The organism is Pseudomonas vancouverensis (genome assembly GCF_004348895.1).
Lineage (GTDB): Bacteria > Pseudomonadota > Gammaproteobacteria > Pseudomonadales > Pseudomonadaceae > Aquipseudomonas > Aquipseudomonas vancouverensis.
On the sequence record NZ_RRZK01000007.1, the window covers coordinates 463,565 to 483,446 of the forward strand.

Annotated in this window: 19 protein-coding genes; 6 read left to right on the top strand and 13 right to left on the bottom strand. The window is 60.1% G+C overall.

Features of this window, described 5'->3' with window-relative positions:
* Positions 1-57: 57 nt before the first annotated feature.
* The gene (locus EIY72_RS06590) at positions 58-441 is read right to left on the bottom strand and encodes an SCP2 sterol-binding domain-containing protein (protein WP_093228548.1); all 384 of its coding nucleotides are present in this window, start codon (positions 439-441) and stop codon (positions 58-60) included.
* A gap of 530 nt (positions 442-971) precedes the next feature.
* Here EIY72_RS06590 and EIY72_RS06595 point away from each other — a divergent pair.
* Positions 972-1,367 (top strand): DUF6124 family protein, encoded by a 396-nt coding sequence (locus EIY72_RS06595; RefSeq protein WP_093228545.1) that lies wholly within the window; start codon positions 972-974, stop codon positions 1,365-1,367.
* A 134-nt stretch (positions 1,368-1,501) separates the two neighbouring features.
* Here the strand turns inward: EIY72_RS06595 and EIY72_RS06600 are convergent, their stop codons facing one another.
* The 3 genes from EIY72_RS06600 to EIY72_RS06610 all read right to left on the bottom strand — a co-directional run bounded on the left by EIY72_RS06600 (position 1,502) and on the right by EIY72_RS06610 (position 3,311).
* Positions 1,502-1,777: an HU family DNA-binding protein gene (locus EIY72_RS06600; protein ID WP_003213368.1), complete on the bottom strand. Its 276-nt coding sequence runs from the start codon at positions 1,775-1,777 to the stop codon at positions 1,502-1,504.
* Positions 1,778-1,971: 194 nt separating this feature from the next.
* A complete protein-coding gene (locus tag EIY72_RS06605; protein WP_093228542.1) occupies positions 1,972-3,120 on the bottom strand; it encodes an NAD(P)/FAD-dependent oxidoreductase in 1,149 nt (382 codons plus the stop codon).
* A 23-nt stretch (positions 3,121-3,143) separates the two neighbouring features.
* Entirely contained in the window at positions 3,144-3,311 is a 168-nt protein-coding gene (locus EIY72_RS06610; RefSeq protein ID WP_003177199.1) for a rubredoxin, read from the bottom strand.
* A 200-nt stretch (positions 3,312-3,511) separates the two neighbouring features.
* Between EIY72_RS06610 and EIY72_RS06615 the strand changes: the two genes are divergently transcribed.
* A complete protein-coding gene (locus tag EIY72_RS06615) occupies positions 3,512-4,075 on the top strand; it encodes a chorismate--pyruvate lyase family protein (RefSeq protein WP_093228539.1) in 564 nt (187 codons plus the stop codon).
* Positions 4,075-4,965 (top strand): 4-hydroxybenzoate octaprenyltransferase, encoded by an 891-nt coding sequence (gene ubiA, locus EIY72_RS06620; RefSeq protein WP_093228537.1) that lies wholly within the window; start codon positions 4,075-4,077, stop codon positions 4,963-4,965. Before EIY72_RS06615 ends, ubiA begins: the two co-directional genes overlap by 1 nt.
* 50 nt (positions 4,966-5,015) lie before the next feature.
* On the opposite strand, the gene EIY72_RS06625 is transcribed toward ubiA, so the two are convergent.
* On the bottom strand, positions 5,016-5,402 hold the full coding sequence (locus tag EIY72_RS06625) for a COG4315 family predicted lipoprotein (protein WP_093228535.1): 387 nt from the start codon (positions 5,400-5,402) through the stop codon (positions 5,016-5,018).
* A gap of 152 nt (positions 5,403-5,554) precedes the next feature.
* Between EIY72_RS06625 and phoB the strand changes: the two genes are divergently transcribed.
* The 3 genes from phoB (at position 5,555) to EIY72_RS06640 (ending at position 9,076) form a co-directional block, all read left to right on the top strand.
* Positions 5,555-6,244: a phosphate regulon transcriptional regulator PhoB gene (phoB, locus tag EIY72_RS06630; RefSeq protein WP_003229608.1), complete on the top strand. Its 690-nt coding sequence runs from the start codon at positions 5,555-5,557 to the stop codon at positions 6,242-6,244.
* Positions 6,245-6,324: 80 nt separating this feature from the next.
* Positions 6,325-7,611 (top strand): phosphate regulon sensor histidine kinase PhoR, encoded by a 1,287-nt coding sequence (gene phoR / locus EIY72_RS06635; RefSeq protein ID WP_231985613.1) that lies wholly within the window; start codon positions 6,325-6,327, stop codon positions 7,609-7,611.
* Positions 7,612-7,735: 124 nt separating this feature from the next.
* Entirely contained in the window at positions 7,736-9,076 is a 1,341-nt protein-coding gene (locus tag EIY72_RS06640; protein ID WP_093228531.1) for a hemolysin family protein, read from the top strand.
* An 11-nt stretch (positions 9,077-9,087) separates the two neighbouring features.
* On the opposite strand, the gene EIY72_RS06645 is transcribed toward EIY72_RS06640, so the two are convergent.
* The 8 genes from EIY72_RS06645 to EIY72_RS06680 form a co-directional block, all read right to left on the bottom strand.
* The gene (locus EIY72_RS06645; protein ID WP_093228529.1) at positions 9,088-9,984 is read right to left on the bottom strand and encodes a peptidoglycan DD-metalloendopeptidase family protein; all 897 of its coding nucleotides are present in this window, start codon (positions 9,982-9,984) and stop codon (positions 9,088-9,090) included.
* Between the two features lie 191 nt (positions 9,985-10,175).
* Positions 10,176-11,108, bottom strand: coding sequence for a response regulator (locus tag EIY72_RS06650; RefSeq protein ID WP_093228527.1), 933 nt, complete (start codon positions 11,106-11,108; stop codon positions 10,176-10,178).
* A gap of 168 nt (positions 11,109-11,276) precedes the next feature.
* Positions 11,277-12,038 carry a phosphate signaling complex protein PhoU gene (gene phoU, locus EIY72_RS06655; RefSeq protein WP_093228525.1) on the bottom strand — a complete coding sequence of 254 codons (762 nt, stop codon included), beginning with the start codon at positions 12,036-12,038 and terminating at the stop codon, positions 11,277-11,279.
* A gap of 115 nt (positions 12,039-12,153) precedes the next feature.
* Positions 12,154-12,987 carry a phosphate ABC transporter ATP-binding protein PstB gene (gene pstB / locus EIY72_RS06660; protein WP_093228523.1) on the bottom strand — a complete coding sequence of 278 codons (834 nt, stop codon included), beginning with the start codon at positions 12,985-12,987 and terminating at the stop codon, positions 12,154-12,156.
* An 86-nt stretch (positions 12,988-13,073) separates the two neighbouring features.
* A complete protein-coding gene (gene pstA, locus EIY72_RS06665; RefSeq protein WP_093228521.1) occupies positions 13,074-14,744 on the bottom strand; it encodes a phosphate ABC transporter permease PstA in 1,671 nt (556 codons plus the stop codon).
* Between the two features lie 15 nt (positions 14,745-14,759).
* On the bottom strand, positions 14,760-17,042 hold the full coding sequence (locus EIY72_RS06670) for an ABC transporter permease subunit (protein ID WP_093228519.1): 2,283 nt from the start codon (positions 17,040-17,042) through the stop codon (positions 14,760-14,762).
* A 163-nt stretch (positions 17,043-17,205) separates the two neighbouring features.
* Positions 17,206-18,210, bottom strand: a complete 1,005-nt coding sequence (locus EIY72_RS06675; protein ID WP_093228517.1) for a phosphate ABC transporter substrate-binding protein PstS — start codon at positions 18,208-18,210, stop codon at positions 17,206-17,208.
* Positions 18,211-18,441: 231 nt separating this feature from the next.
* On the bottom strand, positions 18,442-19,740 hold the full coding sequence (locus EIY72_RS06680; protein WP_093228515.1) for an MFS transporter: 1,299 nt from the start codon (positions 19,738-19,740) through the stop codon (positions 18,442-18,444).
* Between the last annotated feature and the right edge of the window lie 142 nt (positions 19,741-19,882).

Sequence of the window (19,882 nt, forward strand, 5' to 3'; positions counted from 1 at the left end):
GCGCTGCTGCGATCCAACCTGCTCGCGATGAATCCACCGCAATCGCGCTGAGAAACCTCAAGCCTTCGGCTTGGCTTTCCTCGGCTTCAAATACTTGGTCAAGCCCTGGAACCACATCACCAGTGCCGGGTTGCCCTTGATCTGAATCGACTTGTCCTGAACCCCAGTCATGAACGCCAACTGCTTGTTCTTCGCCTGCATCGTGGCGAAGCCATAAGCAGCATCTTTAAAGGCAATCGCAAAAGCCGGTTCGGCATACACACCGGACGCACTGGTAATACGTTGGTCCTTCACGCGGAAATGCCGCGCCACTTTGCCATCCAGGGTTTGCAGCTGAAACACCAACTCCTTGTCACCCAACTGCTGCTGAAACGCCGGATTGGTCCGGCTGGCCTTACCCATCAATAAACCCAGCATCCACAGCAGAAAGCGAAATTTCATGCGCACAGCCTCAGAAGAAAAATGAACGGCCGGCGCAGTGTAGCGGCTTCGAACGAGAACGCTACTGTTGTGTAGCTTTAGAAGAAGATGCGGTATTTTTTGACGCTGATGACTACCAAGTCACTGACTAAACACCGCTGCAAACACCCGCTGCGGCACCAACTGCGAATTCACCCGGTGGTTTGCGGCTTGTCCAAACAATCCTGACAAAAATATGTTTAAACAACGCTGGAATTAACTCTCAAAAGCTACAACGCCCTGCGCCTTTGTCTACAGATACGCCGGAATTCGCCGTCTTGTCGGTGTAGGAGTTGCTCGGTAACTTCATATTCGGTGCTGAAAATGGGTAATGAAGTCCTGCAGTCCACCGCAATTGCATCGCTCAAAGGCTCATCAGCCAGTCCGGGGCGCGCTTGGTCATTGCTGTGCGCAGGAAGTTCCTGAGCTGTCGGTCTACCGTGCAGTGTCCAGATCCCCTCACCCAATCAGTCGCGAGCCAGTAGCCGCTTCAATCAAAAGAGAGCCATGCCATGCTCAAAGTCACGTCATATGCGCCGGAAACCGACCCGGCGTCACCGTACGAAAACCTCGATTCAAGGAGGCTCCACAAGGCCGCTGAGCGCGCGCTGGACCACTACTTCGCCCCAGCAAAAAAACCATTTGCGGAGCGCTTCGGCCAGCTCTTCAGCGTCTGCCCGGAGATCACCACTGAAGCACTACTTGCCAATGCATCCGAGGATTTGCGGTCCATCAGCGCTATCGCGGCCGATCTGGCAGACGACGTAGACGGCCCCCATCACTCCATAGCGCTTGCCTTGAGTCGCATGGCTGATGGCGTTCAACTGATGGTGGAACGAGTGTTGGATGACCTGGAGACGCCGGAAATGGCGATGGCGCTCGCCAGGCAACAAGGCCGGCTGGACTGAGCGTCCAACCGGAGAATGGCACCCATAAAAGCTGCCCGGTGTTGATTTGTCGAGCGCATAAAAAATGGGCACCCAACTTCGGTTGACGTGCCCATTTTTAATTCCGCTCCCCGCTGTACGCGAGGTGAAACGGATTATGGATTGACGCTGTCTTTCAACGATTTGCCTGGCTTGAACGCAACAGTGTTGCTGGCCTTGATTTTGACGGGTTCACCGGTTTGCGGGTTTTTGCCGGTGCGGGCACCACGATGGCGTTGCAGGAAGGTGCCGAAGCCCACCAGCGTCACGCTGTCTTTGCGGTGCAGGGCGCCGGTGATTTCTTCAAGCACGGCGTTGAGAACGCGGTTGGCTTGCTCTTTGGTGAGGTCTGCTTTTTCAGCAATGGCTGCAGCGAGTTCTGGTTTACGCATATGAGTGAAGCCCCTTTGACGGTTTGTTGTTGTTATGTCCGTGCTGCTCTCTGCGGAGCAGCGCCCAAGGCGCCGCAGATGCTCTACTCTGCGGCAGACGGGAGTGAGGATGGCACGCAGTGAGGAGCCGCGCCAGTATCGGTGCGGCCTTTGTGAGGGCAAAAGGGGGGTGATTCCGACAGAACGACCGGTATTTATGCCAGCAGCGGTGGAAGCTCTTTGTTCAGGGCCAGTTTCTCCATCACGGCAGCACCGGTCAGGGCATAACCGAGCAGTTTGCCTGTGGCGTCGCGGCATAACACCTTGATGTCGGCACCCTGTCCTTCCACGGTCCAGACACCTTCAGCGCCTCGCGGTGGTGGCGAAACCACCAGCGGGCACACCGGGGTTTTCACGGTAATCGGCATCGGGCCATAGCTCACGGCAGTCGGGGTGCCAGCCAAGGTTTGCGCCAAGGCCCGTGCACAGCTCATCAGGGGCATGACGTACAGCAGGTTGAGTCCGTCGACTTCGGCGCAGTCGCCCAGGGCGTAGATATTGGCGTGGGAGGTTTTCAGGTGGCGGTCGACCATGATGCCGCGATTGACCTGCAAACCGGCCGCAGCTGCCAGATCGATGCGCGGGCGCAGGCCAATGGCGGAGACCACGACGTCACAGGCGATCACCTGGCCATCGGAGAGATGCGCTTCGAGGCCGTCTGCCACGCGTTGCAGGCGATTGAGCACGGGGCCGAGGTGGAAACGTGCACCGAGGCTCTCAAGCCCGGCTTGCACGGCCGCAGCGGCTGCTGGGTGCAGCAGCGTCGGCATCACCTGTTCGCAGGGCGCCACCAGTTGCACCTCAAAGCCACCCAGGGTCAGGTCATTGGCGAACTCGCAGCCGATCAAGCCTGCGCCGAGCAGCAGTACGCGGCGCTTGCCGGCGGCGGCTGCACGAAAGCGCGCGTAGTCTTCCAGGTCGTTGATCGGGAACACGCAATCGGCGGCGTCACCGTCGATGGGCACGCGCACGGTTTCGGCGCCCCAAGCCAGGATCAGGTCGCGGTAGATCACCGCTTCTTCGCCGATCCACAGGCGCTTATGGCCCGGGTCGATGCCGCTGATGCGGGTGTGGGTGCGTACTTCAGCCTTGAGTTGCTCAGCCATGGCACCGGGTTCGGCCATGCTCAGGCCGTCGGCATCCTTGTTTTTGCCGAAGCCCGTGGAGAGCATCGGCTTGGAGTAGGAACGTCCGTCATCGGCGGTGATCAGTAACAGCGGGGTTTCGCTATCGAGTTTGCGAAATTCGCGGGCGACGTTATAGCCCGCTAGGCCGGTACCGATGATGACGACAGGTGCGTTCATTCCTGACTCCTCTGTTTGTTTGATTAGTTGATTTCGATCATTTCAAAATCCATTTTGCCGACGCCGCAGTCCGGGCACAGCCAGTCTGCCGGGACATCTTCCCAGCGGGTGCCCGGCGCAATGCCGTCATCGGGCCAGCCGTCTGCTTCGTTGTAGATCAGGCCGCAGACGATACATTGCCACTTTTTCATTCAGGTACTTCCTCAGGGTTCAGGCGTTTTGCCGGCTGGGCGGTCGATGGATGTAGCACTGCCGTCCAACTCAGGGCGTTTTGTACTGTTCGGGCCCGGCAGATGCAAGCCTGTTCGGCGCAACGGCGGGCCGATTCACTCGATATCGACGGCTGACATGGTAAGCTCGCCGCCTCATTTGCTGCCAATAATGACTCATTGTGCAACACACAGAATCCCCCTCCCCGACTCCCCTCTGGCTCGCTCAAGGCCAACTGACGCCCCCACCCGACGCCTCTATTCTCGACTGGTTGTTCGATGAAGGCTCGCTGACTCGCCGCCTCATTCATCTGTCGAATGATGCCTTCAGCGTCTCGCCGATGTTCGAAGGCTGGCAGACGCTACGCGCCGACGAATGCGCGGCGCTGAACCTGGCCGAAGGCAGCGAAGGCTGGGTGCGCGAGGTATATCTGCGCGGTCACGGTGAGGCCTGGGTGTTTGCCCGCAGCGTGGCATCGCGCAGTGCCCTGCAGGGTGATGGCTTGCACATGGACGAGTTGGGCAGCCGTTCGCTGGGCGAATTGCTGTTTTGCGATCATGCGTTCCAGCGCCGGGAAATCGAGGTGTGCCACTACCCGCAAGCCTGGTTGCCAGCCGAGGTGCGACGGCCTGATTTGTGGGGCCGCCGCTCGCGTTTCGACAGGGGTGCATTGAGCGTACTGGTGGCCGAGATCTTCCTGCCAACCCTGTGGAACGCTGCCCGCGCCCAACCGGAGAACACCTGATGTACCAGAGCCTGCTCAAGTCCTTGAATCGCTTGAACCCGCGCGCCTGGGACTTTATTCAGTTGACCCGGATGGACAAGCCGATCGGCATCTACCTGTTGCTGTGGCCGACGCTGTGGGCACTGTGGATTGCCGGCAAGGGCTCGCCGTCGCTGGCCAACATCTTGATTTTCGTGCTCGGTGTGGTGCTGACCCGCGCCGGTGGCTGCGTGATCAACGACTGGGCGGACCGCAAGGTCGATGGCCACGTCAAACGCACCGCGCAACGCCCCCTGGCCTCCGGCAAGATCAGCTCGAAAGAAGCGCTGGTGTTTTTTGCGCTGCTGATGGGCCTGAGCTTCCTGCTGGTGCTGTGCACCAACGCCGCGACCATCTGGCTGTCGTTTGGCGGGCTGGCACTGGCGTTCACCTACCCGTTCATGAAGCGCTACACCTATTATCCGCAGGTGGTGCTGGGCATGGCGTTTTCATGGGGTATGCCGATGGCGTTCACCGCCGAGACCGGCGAACTGCCTGCCGCGGCCTGGCTGCTGTGGATCGCCAACCTGATGTGGACGGTGGGTTACGACACTTATTACGCGATGACCGACCGTGACGATGACCTGAAGATCGGCGTGAAATCAACGGCGATCCTGTTCGGCGAAGCGGACCGGGTGATCATCCTGACCTTGCAGACGCTGGCCCTGGGCTGTCTGTTGCTGGCGGGATCGAAGTTCGAGCTCGGCACCTGGTTCCACCTCGGCCTGCTGGCGGCGGCAGGCTGCTTTGTCTGGGAGTTCTGGTACACCCGTGACAGGGACCGCATGCGCTGCTTCAAGGCGTTTCTGCACAACCACTGGGCGGGCTTGGCGATTTTTGTCGGGATCGTGCTGGATTACGCGCTGCGCTGATCGGTAAAACCCGTGGGAGCGAGCCCGTTCGCTCCCACGGGGAGAAGCGTTTACATGTGCTCGTGAACCACGTGCCAGACGTCTTTCATCTTGTCGCCCGTCATGTCGCCGGGCGCCTTGTCCTTCATGAAGTAGTACAGCGGCTTGCCGCCATAGGCCCACTGCATGGTGCCGTCGTCACGCTTGATGATTGTCCACTTGCCTTCGGCCTTGTCACCCGCCTTCGCTTCCAGCGGCGGCCAGTTTTTCGCGCAGTCGCCGGTGCACACCGATTTGCCGCCGGTGTCCTTGTCGAAGGTGTACAGCGTCATGCCTTTGTGGTCGGTCATCATGCCGCTTTCGTTCATCATGGCCGGTGGCGCCGCAAAGGCCATGGCAGGCAGTGCCAGGGCAGCCGCCAGCATCAGGGCTTTGAAGGATTGCGAGTGTAGTGTCATGGAAACCTTCCTTTTGTGGTTGTCAGGATTCGGACTTAGAGCTTAGTTCACGATTACGACAATCACCGGGCGACTAAAATACTGTCACACGACTGCAATAATTCCGTTATCTAATGCGGCGCAAGACAGTTAAATGACAAGAGGGTTAAGGCATGGTTGGCAGGAGCATTCTGATCGTCGACGACGAAGCGCCTATTCGCGAAATGATCGCCGTTGCGTTGGAAATGGCCGGCTATGACTGCCTGGAGGCTGAAAACTCCCAGCAGGCCCACGCCATCATTGTCGACCGCAAACCGGACCTGATCCTGCTGGACTGGATGCTGCCAGGCACCTCCGGCATCGAGCTGGCCCGCCGCCTCAAGCGTGACGAGCTGACCGGTGATATCCCGATCATCATGCTCACCGCCAAGGGTGAAGAGGACAACAAGATCCAGGGCCTGGAAGTCGGCGCTGACGACTACATCACCAAACCGTTTTCCCCACGTGAGCTGGTCGCGCGCCTGAAGGCCGTGCTGCGCCGCGCAGGTCCCACCGATGGCGAAGCGCCCATTGAAGTGGGTGGCCTGTTGCTCGACCCGATCAGCCACCGCGTGACCATCGACGGCCGTCCTGCCGAGATGGGCCCGACCGAATACCGCTTGCTGCAATTCTTCATGACCCACCAGGAACGCGCCTACACCCGTGGCCAGTTGCTGGACCAGGTCTGGGGCGGCAACGTCTATGTTGAAGAGCGCACCGTTGACGTGCACATCCGCCGCCTGCGCAAAGCCCTCGGCGATGCTTACGAAAATCTGGTACAAACCGTGCGCGGCACCGGTTACCGCTTTTCGACCAAAGCCTGACCCTGCCCCTTACCGCCCGACAAGCTGACAAGGACGCGCGTCACGTGAACCAAAACTGGCATGGCACCCTGATTCGCCACATGCTGCTACTGGTCACCGCTTGCCTGGTGGTCGGTCTGATCTCCGGCTACTACGGCTGGAGCCTGGCCGCAGGCCTGGGACTTTACCTGGCCTGGACCCTCAAGCAATTGCTGCGGCTGCACGAGTGGCTGCGCCTGCACAAACCCGACGAAGCACCACCTGACGGCTATGGCCTGTGGGGCGAGGTGTTCGACAGCATCTACCACCTGCAACGCCGTGACCAACGGGTGCGCGGGCGCCTGCAAGCAGTGATCGACCGCGTCCAGGAGTCCACCGCTGCTCTCAAGGACGCGGTGATCATGCTCGACACCGACGGCAACCTGGAATGGTGGAACCGCGCCGCCGAAACCCTGCTGGGCCTCAAGACTCCGCAGGACAGCGGCCAACCGGTGACCAACCTGGTGCGTCATCCGCGCTTCAAGGAATACTTCGAGCAGGAAAACTACGCCGAGCCACTGGAAATCCCTTCGCCGTCCAACGACCGCATGCGCATCCAGATGTACATCACCCGTTACGGCAACAATGAACACCTGATGCTGGTGCGCGACGTCACGCGCATCCATCAACTTGAGCAGATGCGCAAAGACTTCATCGCCAACGTGTCCCACGAATTGCGCACGCCGCTTACGGTGATCTGCGGTTACCTGGAAACCCTGCTCGACAATGTCGAGGAAGTGAACCCGCGCTGGAGCCGCGCCCTGCAGCAGATGCAGCAACAGGGCGGGCGCATGCAGACGCTGCTCAATGACTTGCTGCTGCTGGCCAAACTGGAAGCCACCGATTACCCGTCGGACAACCAGCCAGTGCCGATCGATGTGCTGCTGCAATCGATCAAGAGTGATGCGCAGCAGTTGTCCGGCCAGAAAAACCAGCACTTCACCCTGGAGGCCGATGCGTCGATTCTGCTCAAGGGCAGTGAAGCGGAACTGCGCAGTGCGTTTTCAAACCTGGTCTTCAACGCGGTGAAGTACACCCCGGCCGAGGGCAACATTCGCATTCGCTGGTGGGGCGACGATCAGGGTGCGCATTTGAGCGTGCAGGATTCGGGCATCGGCATCGACGCCAAACACCTGCCACGCCTGACCGAACGCTTCTACCGCGTCGACTCCAGCCGCAACTCCAACACCGGTGGCACCGGCCTCGGGCTGGCGATCGTCAAACACGTGTTGTTGCGCCATCGCGCACGGATGGAGATCAGCAGCGTACCGGGTCACGGCAGCACCTTTACCTGCCACTTTGCCCCGGCCCAGGTCACCCGATCCCGGGCGCTGAAGGCCGCCGACTGATACCAGCCAGCATGCGCCACTAGGCAACCGGCCGGTCAGCCGCTACATTGGCTGACTTGCGCCTGCCTTTCAGGCGCGATTCTTTCTTACCTTCTCGACTTCACGGAACCCGCAAAACTCCATCATGGACCCTTCCCCTGGTTTGACCCTCGCTACCATTTTTGCCGACTTCGGCATGATTCTTTTTGCTTTGATCCTGGTCTTGCTCAACGGTTTTTTCGTTGCGGCGGAATTTGCCATGGTCAAATTGCGCTCGACCCGGGTCGAGGCCATCGCGGACAAGAACGGCTGGCGCGGACACATTCTGCGCACCGTGCACAGTCAGCTCGATGCCTACCTGTCGGCCTGTCAGCTGGGTATCACCCTCGCCTCCCTCGGCCTGGGCTGGGTCGGTGAACCGGCATTCGCGCACATTCTCGAGCCGTTCCTCAGCGCGATTGGCGTGCAGTCCGCCGAAGTGGTTAAGGGCATCTCGTTCTTCACCGCGTTCTTCATCATTTCGTACCTGCACATCGTGGTCGGCGAATTGGCGCCGAAATCCTGGGCCATCCGCAAGCCGGAATTGCTGTCGCTGTGGACGGCCGTGCCGCTGTACCTGTTCTACTGGGCGATGTACCCGGCCATCTACCTGCTCAACGCCAGCGCCAACACCATCCTGCGCATCGCCGGCCAGGGTGAACCCGGCCCGCATCACGAGCACCATTACAGCCGCGAAGAACTGAAGCTGATCCTGCACTCCAGCCGTGGCCAGGACCCGAGCGACCAAGGCATGCGCGTTTTGGCCTCAGCAGTGGAAATGGGCGAGCTGGAAGTGGTCGACTGGGCCAACTCCAGGGAAGACCTGGTGACCCTAGAATTCAACGCGCCGCTCAAGCAGATCCTGGCGATGTTCCGACGTCACAAATTCAGCCGCTATCCGGTGTACGACAGCGAACGCCAGGAGTTCGTCGGCCTGCTGCACATCAAGGACCTGCTGCTGGAACTGGCGGCACTGGATCACATTCCGGAGTCGTTCAACCTGGCCGAGCTGACCCGTCCGCTGGAGCGCGTGTCGCGACACATGCCGCTGTCGCAGTTGCTGGAGCAGTTCCGCAAAGGTGGCTCGCACTTCGCAGTGGTTGAAGAAGCCGACGGCAACATCATCGGCTACCTGACCATGGAAGACGTGCTGGAAGTGCTGGTGGGCGACATCCAGGACGAACACCGCAAGGCCGAGCGCGGCATTCTCGCCTATCAACCGGGCAAGCTGCTGGTGCGCGGCGATACGCCGCTGTTCAAGGTTGAACGGCTGCTGGGCATCGATCTGGACCACGTCGAAGCCGAAACCCTCGCCGGCCTGGTCTACGAAAGCCTCAAGCGTGTGCCGGAAGAGGAAGAAGTGCTGGAAGTCGAAGGTTTGCGGATCATCATCAAGAAGATGAAAGGGCCGAAGATCGTCCTGGCCAAGGTGTTGATGCTGGGTTGATCCCCGCAGGCTTACTGCTTGCCCAACACAAAGTTGGGCAACGCGCCCACGGGTTTGTTGAACTGATACGGAATCGACACCAGGCCCATCCCGGTATTGCGCTGCACCACAAAGTGCAAATGCGGCCCGGTGCTGTTGCCGGTATTGCCCGACAGCGCCAGGGCACTACCGACCTTCACCCGCTGCCCCTCGCGCACGCACACCGAGCCCTTTTTCAGGTGCAGGTACACGCCCATGGTCCCATCGTCGTGCAATACCCGCACGAAGTTGCCGGAGGCGTCATTGCCACGCCCATCCTGGCTGTTTTCCGTCTTGATCACGGTTCCGCCTCGCGCGGCTATGATTGGCGTGCCTTCCGGCATCGCTATGTCGATGGCGTAACGGCTCTTGGGGCCAAAGTGGCTGTAGGGACCGTTGGGACCCTGGCTGATGCGAAACGGCCCACCGCGCCACGGCAATGGGTAGCGATAACCCACCATGGGCCCTGAGGGGTCGCCCAGGGAATATTTGAATTTCGGCACATACGCCAGCGGCTTGCCTGCGTTAATCGCTGTGAGCTGCGCCAGGCGCACGCTGCTGCGCAAGGGAATGACCCGTCGAACCGGTCGATTCGGTGCACCACGGGCGTTCTTCACCCCGGCGAGCGTCAGTTCGACTTCTACCGGGGCAAACAGGTCATTGCGCACGTACAGGCTGTCGACATCACCCTCCTTCAGGATGATCAGCCGTACCTGGCGCTCCAGGTGTTCATCCATGCGGTCCTGCAGAACAAACACCTTCGAGCCTTTGCTCGGGCGGTCGCTGTAGGAGACCACGCCATTGGCATCTTTGGATTTATAGATGGTCGCAGCCGCGGCCGAAGTGGCGACCAGGCAAAGACCGAGAAGAAGCAGCAGTCGCGCGAACATGGGAGGGCATTCTGTCGAGTGAAACCTGAGGTGAGCCTAGCAGCTGCAATGGACCGGGATAGTCGACAGATGTTTCAAAATGGCTGTTCAGGAGACATGCGGTCGCGGCGGCGCCCCTTCACGAGCAGGCTCGCCCTCACATCTGGAATGTATTCTCAGGTGAGAGCGGGCTTGCCGGCAGAGGCCGTTGATCAAGCGCCGGGAATGAAGTGCTTCTGCGCCGTACCGCGGGCAATCAGGCGGGAGATGTAGTCGAGTTTCTGCGCATCCTGATCGACAAAGCGGAAGGTCAGTTGCAGCCAGTCGCTATCGGGTTTCGGCTCATGGGCGACGACTGCGTGCAGATAGCCGTTGAGGCGAGCGACTTCGGCGTTGTCGCCCTGCTCCAGGTCGAGCACGGCGCTGTCGAGGATCTGCGGCAGGGTGTCGGTGCGTTTGACCACCAGCAACGCTTCCTTGAGGCTCAGGGCCTTGATCACGCATTGCTGGTTGCCGCTGGGCAGGCGTAACTGGCCCTGGCCGCGACCGCTGGCAACGGCAGCCCCGGCCGGAGCCTTCACCGGCGGGCTGTTGAGCAGGCCACGGGATGGCGCGGCAGCAGGAGTGGGTGCTGCAGGTGCTGGCGCAGGTGCCGTTGGGGCTGTGGCCACGGAGGGTTTGCCGCCGGTCAACGCATTCAAAGTGTCGTTGCCGAAGGCCGATTGGGTTTTGGTCGAAGCGACGTTGATCAAGGCATCTAGCTTGCCGACCTTGTGTAGGGCCTGCTTGACCTTGTTCAGCAGTTGTTCGTTGGTGAACGGTTTGCTGACGTAACCGGAAACACCGGCCTGGATCGCCTGGACCACGTTTTCCTTGTCACCCCGGCTGGTCACCATGATGAACGGCATGGACTTGAGGGCGTCTTGCTCGCGGCACCAGCTCAGCAGTTCCAGGCCGGACATTTCCGGCATTTCCCAGTCGCACAGGACCAGGTCGAAGGTTTCCTTGGCCAGCATGGCCTGGGCCTTTTTGCCGTTGATCGCGTCTTCAATCCGCATGCCCGGGAAATAGTTGCGCAGGCACTTTTTCACCAGGTCACGAATGAACGAGGCATCGTCCACGACCAATACACTGACCTTACTCATCCACCACCCCTTTAAAAAATCCCGGCCAGCCTATCGCTTCACTGATGGCACTTTGCCAAAAAACCTTCAGTCACGCCGGACTTTTCGTTCGCGGGTGCTGCTTTTCGAATTCGTGCGCCACAAACGAAAACGCCCGGCCAATAGGCCGGGCGCTTTACTTGGGCAACCTTACTTATCGTCAGTTTTGCCCGGAACATTAGCGTTTTCGCCATTTGTTCCTTCGACTTCTTCCTTCATGCGCTTGAGGCCCAGGTGACGCACGTCGGTGCCGCGCACCAGGTAGATCACAAGTTCCGAGATGTTGCGCGCATGGTCGCCGATACGTTCCAGCGAACGCAGTACCCAGATAATGCTCAGAACCCGCGAGATAGAGCGCGGGTCTTCCATCATGTAGGTGGCCAGCTCGCGCAGGGCGGTCTTGTATTCGCGGTCGATGATCTTGTCGTACTGCGCCACCGACAAGGCCAGTTCGGCGTCAAAGCGAGCAAAGGCGTCCAGGGCATCACGGACCATGTTGCGCACCTGGTCGCCGATGTGGCGCACTTCGACGTAACCGCGCGGCGCTTCGCCTTCTTCACACAGCTGGATGGCACGGCGAGCGATTTTGGTCGCTTCGTCGCCGATGCGCTCGAGGTCGATCACCGACTTGGAAATGCTGATGATCAGGCGCAGGTCGGAGGCCGCCGGCTGACGACGGGCCAGAATGCGTAGGCATTCTTCGTCGATGTTGCGCTCCATCTGGTTGATCTGGTCGTCGATTTCACGCACCTGCTGAGCCAGGCCGGAGTCAGCCTCGATCAGCGCGGTCACCGCGTCGTTGACCTGTTTCTCGACCAGCCCGCCCATGGCCAGGAGGTGGCTGCGCACTTCCTCCAGTTCGGCGTTGAACTGCTGGGAGATGTGGTGAGTAAGGCCTTCCTTAGAAATCATTGTGTTCGCTCCGCAAAAGCGTTTAACCAAGAGCCGCAAGCTTCAAGCTGCTAGCTGTGTTGTGGTGAACTCAAAACCGCAAGGCTTCTGGCTTGTCGGCTTGTAGCCGCCTCAACTAGCCGTAGCGACCGGTGATGTAGTCTTCGGTCTGCTTCTTCGCAGGGTTGGTGAACAGGGTGTCGGTGTCGCCGAATTCAACCAGCTTGCCCATGTACATGAACGCGGTGTAGTCGGACACCCGCGCCGCCTGTTGCATGTTGTGGGTCACGATGACGATGGTGAACTTGGATTTCAGTTCGTAGATCAGCTCTTCGACTTTCAGCGTGGAGATCGGGTCGAGTGCCGAGCACGGTTCGTCGAGCAACAGCACTTCCGGCTCGACGGCGATGGTGCGGGCAATCACCAGACGCTGCTGCTGACCACCGGACAGGCCGAGTGCCGAGTCGTGCAGACGGTCTTTGACTTCGTCCCACAGGGCCGCGCCTTTCAACGCCCACTCAACGGCTTCGTCGAGAATGCGCTTCTTGTTGATGCCCTGGATGCGCAGGCCGTACACCACGTTTTCGTAGATGGTTTTCGGGAACGGGTTCGGCTTCTGGAACACCATGCCGACACGACGACGCAGCTCGGCAACGTCTTCGCCCTTGCGGTAGATGTTGTTGCCGTACAGGTTGATGGCGCCTTCAACGCGGCAGCCATCCACCAGGTCGTTCATGCGGTTGAAGGTACGCAGCAGCGTGGACTTGCCGCAGCCGGACGGGCCGATGAAGGCGGTCACGCGCTGTTTCGGGATGTTCATGCTGACGTCGTACAGCGCTTGTTTCTCGCCGTAGAACAGGCTCAGGCCCGGCACTTCGATGGCCACGGTTTCCTGCTCGAGGCTCAGGCTCTGCTTGTCGCGACCCAGCGCCGACATGTTGATGCCGTGGGTAGGTGTTTCGTGCTGCATGGGAGGCTCCCTGTGCTAACAAATTCGGTTCGGTGCCGCCGGCCCGGGCCGGCGGTTACACAATTCTTTTGTAGGATCGGTGTTGATCAGCTATCCAGCGCTTTGTACTTCTCGCGCAGGTGGTTTCGAATCCATACGGCCGACAGGTTCAGTGTCGCGATCACCAGCACCAGCAGCAGCGCCGTGGCGTACACCAGCGGCCGTGCGGCTTCAACGTTCGGGCTCTGGAAGCCGACGTCGTAGATGTGGAAGCCCAGGTGCATGATCTTCTGGTCCAGGTGCAAATACGGGTAGTTGCCGTCCACCGGTAGCGACGGCGCCAGTTTCACCACACCCACCAGCATCAACGGCGCCACCTCACCGGCGGCGCGTGCCACGGCGAGGATCATGCCGGTCATCATCGCCGGGCTGGCCATCGGCAGGACGATCTTCCACAGGGTTTCAGCCTTGGTCGCACCCAGGGCCAACGAGCCCTCGCGCACGGTACGCGGAATCCGCGCCAGGCCTTCTTCAGTGGCCACAATCACCACCGGCACGGCCAGCAGCGCCAGGGTCAACGAAGCCCAGAGCAGGCCCGGCGTACCGAAGGTCGGTGCCGGCAGCGCTTCCGGGAAGAACAGACGGTCGAGCGAACCACCCAGTACGTAGACGAAGAAGCCCAGGCCGAACACGCCGTAAACGATCGCCGGAACACCGGCCAGGTTGTTCACCGCGATGCGGATGACCCGGGTCAGGGTGTTCTGCTTGGCGTATTCACGCAGGTACACCGCCGCCAGCACGCCGAACGGGGTGACGATCATCGCCATGATCAGGGTCATCATCACGGTACCGAAGATAGCCGGGAAGATACCGCCTTCAGTGTTCGCTTCACGGGGGTCGTCGCTGAGGAACTCCCAGACCTTGCTGAAGTAGAAACCGATCTTGGTGGTCACGCTCATGGCGTTAGGCTGGTAGGCGTGAACCACTTTGCCGATACCGATCTCGATCTCTTTGCCGTTGGCATCACGGGCGGTCAGGCTGTCGCGGTTGAACTGGGCATGCAGGTCGCTCAGGCGTGCTTCGATGTCCTGATAACGCGCATTCAGCTCGGCACGCTCGGATTCCATGTCCGCTTGTGCGGCGGCGTCGAGCTTGCCTTCGAGCTCCAGTTTGCGACCGTGCAGACGGATGCGTTCGAGACCGGCGTTGATCGCGCCAATGTCAGTTTTTTCCAGGCTCTTGAGCTGGGCAGCCAGCTTGTTCACGCGGTCGACACGCGCCTGCAACTCCGGCCAGGCCGCTTCGCCCTCAGCAACGACTTTGCCATCCTGTTTGACGTTGACCAGGTAGCCGTAGAAGTTGCCCCACTCGCGACGTTCGATGGCCATCAATTCCGGTGGCGTGGTCTGGTTGGTCAGCCAGTCGCCGACGATCCAGGTGAAGTCGTTGCCGTTCAGGTCACGGTTGCCGACCTTGATCAGCTCGCGGGTCATGAATTCCGGGCCTTGATCCGGCACGGGCAGGCCAGCGCTCTTCAAGCGGGCACGGGGCACTTCTTCCTTCTGCACCACTTCACCGATGACCAGGTGATTGGCCTGACCCGGCACGTCGTAGCTGGCGTGCACCAGGTCCGCCGGCCAGAAGTGACCCAGGCCGCGCACGGCAATCACTGCCAGCAGGCCAATGGTCATGATGACCGCGATGGACACCGCACCACCGCTGATCCAGACGCCGGGGGCGCCGCTCTTGAACCATCCATTCAGGGAGTTCTGTTTCACAGACTTCTACCTTTCTTAAAGCGACGAGTATTTCTTGCGCAGACGCTGACGAATCAGTTCCGCGAGGGTGTTCATGATGAAGGTGAACAGCAGCAGCACCAGCGCCGAGAGGAACAGCACGCGGTAGTGACTGCCGCCGACTTCCGACTCCGGCATTTCCACGGCGACGTTGGCCGCCAGGGTGCGCAGGCCTTCGAACAGGTTCATTTCCATGACCGGGGTGTTACCGGTGGCCATCAGCACGATCATGGTTTCGCCGACCGCACGGCCCATGCCGATCATCAGTGCCGAGAAGATGCCCGGGCTGGCGGTGAGGATCACCACCCGCGTCATGGTCTGCCAAGGCGTGGCACCCAGCGCCAGGGAGCCCAGGGTCAGGCCACGCGGCACGCTGAACACGGCGTCTTCGGCGATGGAGTAGATGTTCGGGATGACCGCGAAGCCCATGGCCAGACCGACCACCAGTGCGTTGCGCTGGTCGTAGGTGATGCCCAGGTCGTGGGAAATCCACATGCGCATGTCACCGCCGAAGAACCAGTTCTCCATGAACGGGCTCATGTACAGCGACAACCAGCCCACAAACAGGATCACCGGAATCAGCAGCGCACTTTCCCAGCCGTCCGGCACTTTCAGGCGGATCGACTCAGGCAGGCGACTGAAGGTAAAGCCGGCGACCAAAATGCCGATCGGCAGCAACATCAGCAGGCTGAAGATGCCCGGCAAATGCCCTTCTACATAAGGTGCGAGGAACAAACCGGCGAAGAAACCGAGGATCACCGTCGGCATCGCTTCCATCAACTCGATCACCGGCTTGACCTTGCGGCGCATGCCCGGTGCCATGAAGTACGCGGTGTAGATCGCCGCGGCAACGGCCAGTGGAGCGGCCAGCAGCATGGCGTAGAACGCGGCTTTCAGAGTACCGAAGGTCAGCGGCGACAGGCTCAGCTTGGGTTCGAAGTCGGTGTTGGCGGCGGTCGATTGCCAGACGTATTTAGGCTCATCGTAGTTTTCGTACCAGACCTTGCTCCACAGCGCGCTCCACGACACTTCCGGGTGCGGGTTGTCGAGCAACAATGGGTGCAGCTTGCCGTTAGCTTCCACGATCACGTGGTTGGCTCGCGGCGACAGGCCGAAAATGCCCCGGCCTTCCGCCACCGGCTCCACCAGCAAGGTGCGGTGAGCGGTGCTGTGGAACACACCCAGCTTGCCGGTCGCGTCCAGGGCTACAAAGCCCTTGCGACGCTCTTCGGCGGTAATTTCTACGATAGGCGCGGTGCCCATCTGGAAGGTACGGATCTGCTTCAGGCGCAGTTCGCCATCCGGATCACGGGCCATGAACCACTGGGCCAGACCGCCTTTTGAGTCGCCGACGATCAGCGAAATGCCGCCGACCAGTTGGGTCGTCGCGGTGACTTCGGTGTCGGCATTTTCCGACAGCTTGTAGCGACCGTTGAGGCTCTTGTCGCGCAGGCTGAACACATCGGCCTGGGCACGCCCGTTGATCACGTATAACCACTGCTGGCGTGGGTCGACGAAGATGTTCTTCACCGGCTCGGTCATCTGCGGCAGTTCGATGCGCTTCTGCTCGGTGGTGACTTCGCCGGTCATCATGTTCTCTTCGCTGCTCAGCGACAGAACATTGAGTTGCGAACCGGTAGAGCCGACCAGCATCAGGGTCGAATCGTTGGCGTTGAGACTGACGTGCTCCAGTGCACCGCCGGCTTCGTTGACAGCAATCGGGGTCTCGCCGTAAGGGAACTCAACGGCCGGGGTAATGGTTTTTTTGCCATCCGGGTAGCTGACTTTGTAGGTATGGCGGAACACCAATGCCTGACCGCTGGACAGGCCCACGGCCACCAGCGGATGACCTGGCTGGTCTTCACCGATGGACGTCACGGTGACGCCGGCCGGAATCGGGAGATCGACGCGCTTGAGTTCGGCGCCACTGTCGATATCGAAGAACAAGGCCTGGCCTTTATCGGAAACCCGCATGGCGACCTGATTCTGCTCTTCCAGGGAGATCATCAGGGGTTTGCCGGCATCCTGCATCCAGGCCGGGGTCAGGGCATCCTTGGCGGTCAGGCTGGCACCCTGGAACAGGGGCGCGACGACGTAGGCAAGGAAGAAGAAGATCAAGGTGATCGCACCCAGTACAGCGAGGCCGCCGACGAGGACGTACCAGCGGGTCAAACGATCTTTCAGCGCGCGAATGCGGCGCTTGCGTTGCAGCTCAGGCGTATTGAAATCAATCCGCTTGGGGGGATTAGTAGTCATGTTGGAATTGGCCAGATCATTCATTCGCACACCCTAGCGATCCTGTATGACAGAAAGATGACAGCACAGTGACGCGACAAATCCGCCGCAAGCGCTAGCCAGCAGTGGATAGAGGATTTGATGTAAATGGGGGCGACTGCTGCCGCCCCCATTTGAGTCCAGAGGGGTTCACTATGGACTCAGTTTGTTACTTTTTTGCGACTTCCGCGCCACCTTCCGACAGACCCAAGTCAGCCAGCGCTTTGGCGGCTACTTTGGCTGGCAGTGGGATGTAACCGTCTTTCACTACAACTTCCTGACCCTGTTTCGACAGAACCAGCTTCACGAACTCGGCTTCCAGCGGGGCCAGAGGCTTGTTCGGTGCCTTGTTCACGTAAACGTACAGGAAGCGGGACAGTGGGTACTTGCCGTTCAGGGCGTTTTCTTCGCTGTCTTCGATGAACTCGGTGCTGCCTTTCTTCGACAGAGCAACGGTTTTCACGCTGGCGGTCTTGTAGCCGATGCCCGAGTAACCGATGCCGTTCAGCGAGGAGCTGATCGACTGCACAACCGAAGCCGAACCAGGTTGTTCGTTCACGTTAGGCTTGTAGTCGCCTTTGCACAGGGCTTCTTCCTTGAAGTAGCCGTAGGTGCCGGATACCGAGTTACGACCGAACAGCTGAACCGGCTTGTTGGCCAGGTCGCCGGTCACGCCCAGGTCGCCCCAGGTTTTGACTTCGGTTTTAGCGCCGCACAGACGGGTGGACGAGAAAATCGCGTCAACCTGTTCCATGGTCAGGTGCTGGATCGGGTTGTCCTTGTGTACGAAGACAGCCAGGGCGTCCACGGCAACCGGAATAGCGGTTGGCTTGTAGCCGTACTTCTGCTCGAAGGCAGCCAGTTCGGTGTCCTTCATCTTGCGGCTCATCGGGCCCAGGTTGGAGGTGCCTTCAGTCAGCGCAGGTGGCGCGGTGGCGGAGCCAGCGGCCTGAATCTGGATGTTTACGTTCGGGTATTCTTTCTTGTAGTTCTCAGCCCACAGGGTCATGAGGTTGGCCAGGGTATCGGAACCAACGCTGGACAAGTTGCCCGATACACCGGTTGTCTTGGTATAAGCCGGAATTGCCGGGTCAACACCAGCGGCCACCGCGTGGGCAGTCGCGACGCCAGCAGCGACAAACGTCATTGCCGCCATCAAACGCTTCAGTTTCATGCCTTACTCCTAGCAGATAGGGTGTGTTAAGTCGGGGCCAAGTATCAGCAGACCATGTGAACACTCTATGGCTGAATTGTGACAATTGGATGAAAGGCCAGTATTGAGGCATTACCGAATTATACCGGTAGCCCAAATCACCAGCAGGCTGGCTCCCCCATTGGAATGCATTTCAATGGGGGAGCCAGCCTGCTGGTGATGGGGCCAGTAGCGCTACAGATTCTGTCGGGATCAGCGACCTTTGTTCCACAACCAGGCGCCCACCAGAATCCCCATGCCACACAACACCGCCACATAGTAGGCAGGCCCCATGGCACTTTCCTTGAGCAGCAAGCTGACCACCATCGGCGTCAACCCGCCGAAGATCGCGTAGGCCACGTTATAAGAGAAAGACAGACCGCTGAAACGCACCACCGGCGGGAAGGCCTTGACCATCACGTAGGGCACCGCACCGATGGTGCCGACCAGCAAACCGGTCAGGGCGTACAGCGGGAACAGCCAGTCAGGATGATCTGCCAGGCTGTGGTAGAAGGTCCAGGAACTGGCCAGCAACGCTGCGCAGCCGAAGACGAACACGCGCCCCGCACCGAAGCGGTCAGCCAGGGCACCGGAAATGACGCAGCCAAGGCTCAGGAACACGATGGCCACGCTGTTGGACTGCAGCGCCGTGGTCGGCGAGAAGTGGTAGACCGTCTGCAGCACGGTCGGGGTCATCAGGATCACCACGACGATCCCGGCGGACAGCAGCCAGGTCAGCAGCATCGAGATGGCAATGGCACCGCGATGATCACGCAGCACCGCACGCAGCGGCACTTCTTCGGCCAAGGCCTTGCGTTGCTGCAACTCGGCGAACACCGGGGTTTCGTGCAACCAGCGACGCAGGTACACCGAGAACAAACCGAACACACCGCCCAGCAGGAACGGAATTCGCCAGGCGTAATCCGCCACTTCCACCGGGGTATAAATGCTGTTGATCGCCGTGGCGACCAGCGAGCCGAGCAAGATCCCCGCGGTCAGGCCGCTGGTCAAGGTGCCGCAGGCATAGCCAATATGACGTTGCGGAACGTGTTCGGAAACGAAGACCCACGCCCCCGGCACTTCACCGCCAATGGCCGCGCCCTGAATCACGCGCATCAACAGCAACAGGATCGGCGCCCACAGGCCGATCTGTGCATAAGTCGGCAGCAGGCCCATGATCAGGGTCGGCACGGCCATCATGAAGATGCTCAGGGTGAACATCTTCTTGCGACCCAACAGGTCGCCAAAGTGCGCCATCACGATGCCGCCCAGCGGCCGCGCCAGGTAGCCGGCGGCGAAGATGCCGAAGGTCTGCATCAGGCGCAGCCATTCGGGCATGTCGGCGGGGAAGAACAGTTTGCCCACCACCGTGGCAAAGAACACGAAGATGATGAAGTCGTAGAACTCCAGCGCGCCGCCCAGGGCAGACAACGACAGGGTCTTGTAATCATTGCGGGTCAACGGACGTGCGGGCTGGTCTGGTTGCGCGATGCTCGAGGGCGCTGTGGTCATGGCAAAGCTTCTCTTATAGTCGGATCTGCGACCTCAACAACGCTGGCTGAGGTTTTGGCAGGTCCGGCACCATAACAAATTGTTCGAAAAAGCACATAGAGGCGCGTTTTTGAGGGTCAAAATGAGAACCGGATGGTCGTCT

Excerpts from the sequence above, each read along its gene's own strand:
- phoB (WP_003229608.1), top strand. The coding sequence starts at position 5,555 with ATGGTTGGCAGGAGCATTCTGATCGTCGACGACGAAGCGCCTATTCGC.
- EIY72_RS06650 (WP_093228527.1), bottom strand. The coding sequence starts at position 11,108 with ATGAGTAAGGTCAGTGTATTGGTCGTGGACGATGCCTCGTTCATTCGT.
- phoU (WP_093228525.1), bottom strand. The coding sequence starts at position 12,038 with ATGATTTCTAAGGAAGGCCTTACTCACCACATCTCCCAGCAGTTCAAC.
- pstB (WP_093228523.1), bottom strand. The coding sequence starts at position 12,987 with ATGCAGCACGAAACACCTACCCACGGCATCAACATGTCGGCGCTGGGT.
- EIY72_RS06625 (WP_093228535.1), bottom strand. The coding sequence starts at position 5,402 with ATGACACTACACTCGCAATCCTTCAAAGCCCTGATGCTGGCGGCTGCC.
- EIY72_RS06605 (WP_093228542.1), bottom strand. The coding sequence starts at position 3,120 with ATGAACGCACCTGTCGTCATCATCGGTACCGGCCTAGCGGGCTATAAC.
- EIY72_RS06670 (WP_093228519.1), bottom strand. The coding sequence starts at position 17,042 with ATGAATGATCTGGCCAATTCCAACATGACTACTAATCCCCCCAAGCGG.
- EIY72_RS06595 (WP_093228545.1), top strand. The coding sequence starts at position 972 with ATGCTCAAAGTCACGTCATATGCGCCGGAAACCGACCCGGCGTCACCG.
- EIY72_RS06675 (WP_093228517.1), bottom strand. The coding sequence starts at position 18,210 with ATGAAACTGAAGCGTTTGATGGCGGCAATGACGTTTGTCGCTGCTGGC.
- EIY72_RS06680 (WP_093228515.1), bottom strand. The coding sequence starts at position 19,740 with ATGACCACAGCGCCCTCGAGCATCGCGCAACCAGACCAGCCCGCACGT.
- EIY72_RS06640 (WP_093228531.1), top strand. The coding sequence starts at position 7,736 with ATGGACCCTTCCCCTGGTTTGACCCTCGCTACCATTTTTGCCGACTTC.
- EIY72_RS06610 (WP_003177199.1), bottom strand. The coding sequence starts at position 3,311 with ATGAAAAAGTGGCAATGTATCGTCTGCGGCCTGATCTACAACGAAGCA.
- phoR (WP_231985613.1), top strand. The coding sequence starts at position 6,325 with ATGCTGCTACTGGTCACCGCTTGCCTGGTGGTCGGTCTGATCTCCGGC.
- EIY72_RS06600 (WP_003213368.1), bottom strand. The coding sequence starts at position 1,777 with ATGCGTAAACCAGAACTCGCTGCAGCCATTGCTGAAAAAGCAGACCTC.
- EIY72_RS06645 (WP_093228529.1), bottom strand. The coding sequence starts at position 9,984 with ATGTTCGCGCGACTGCTGCTTCTTCTCGGTCTTTGCCTGGTCGCCACT.
- ubiA (WP_093228537.1), top strand. The coding sequence starts at position 4,075 with ATGTACCAGAGCCTGCTCAAGTCCTTGAATCGCTTGAACCCGCGCGCC.
- EIY72_RS06590 (WP_093228548.1), bottom strand. The coding sequence starts at position 441 with ATGAAATTTCGCTTTCTGCTGTGGATGCTGGGTTTATTGATGGGTAAG.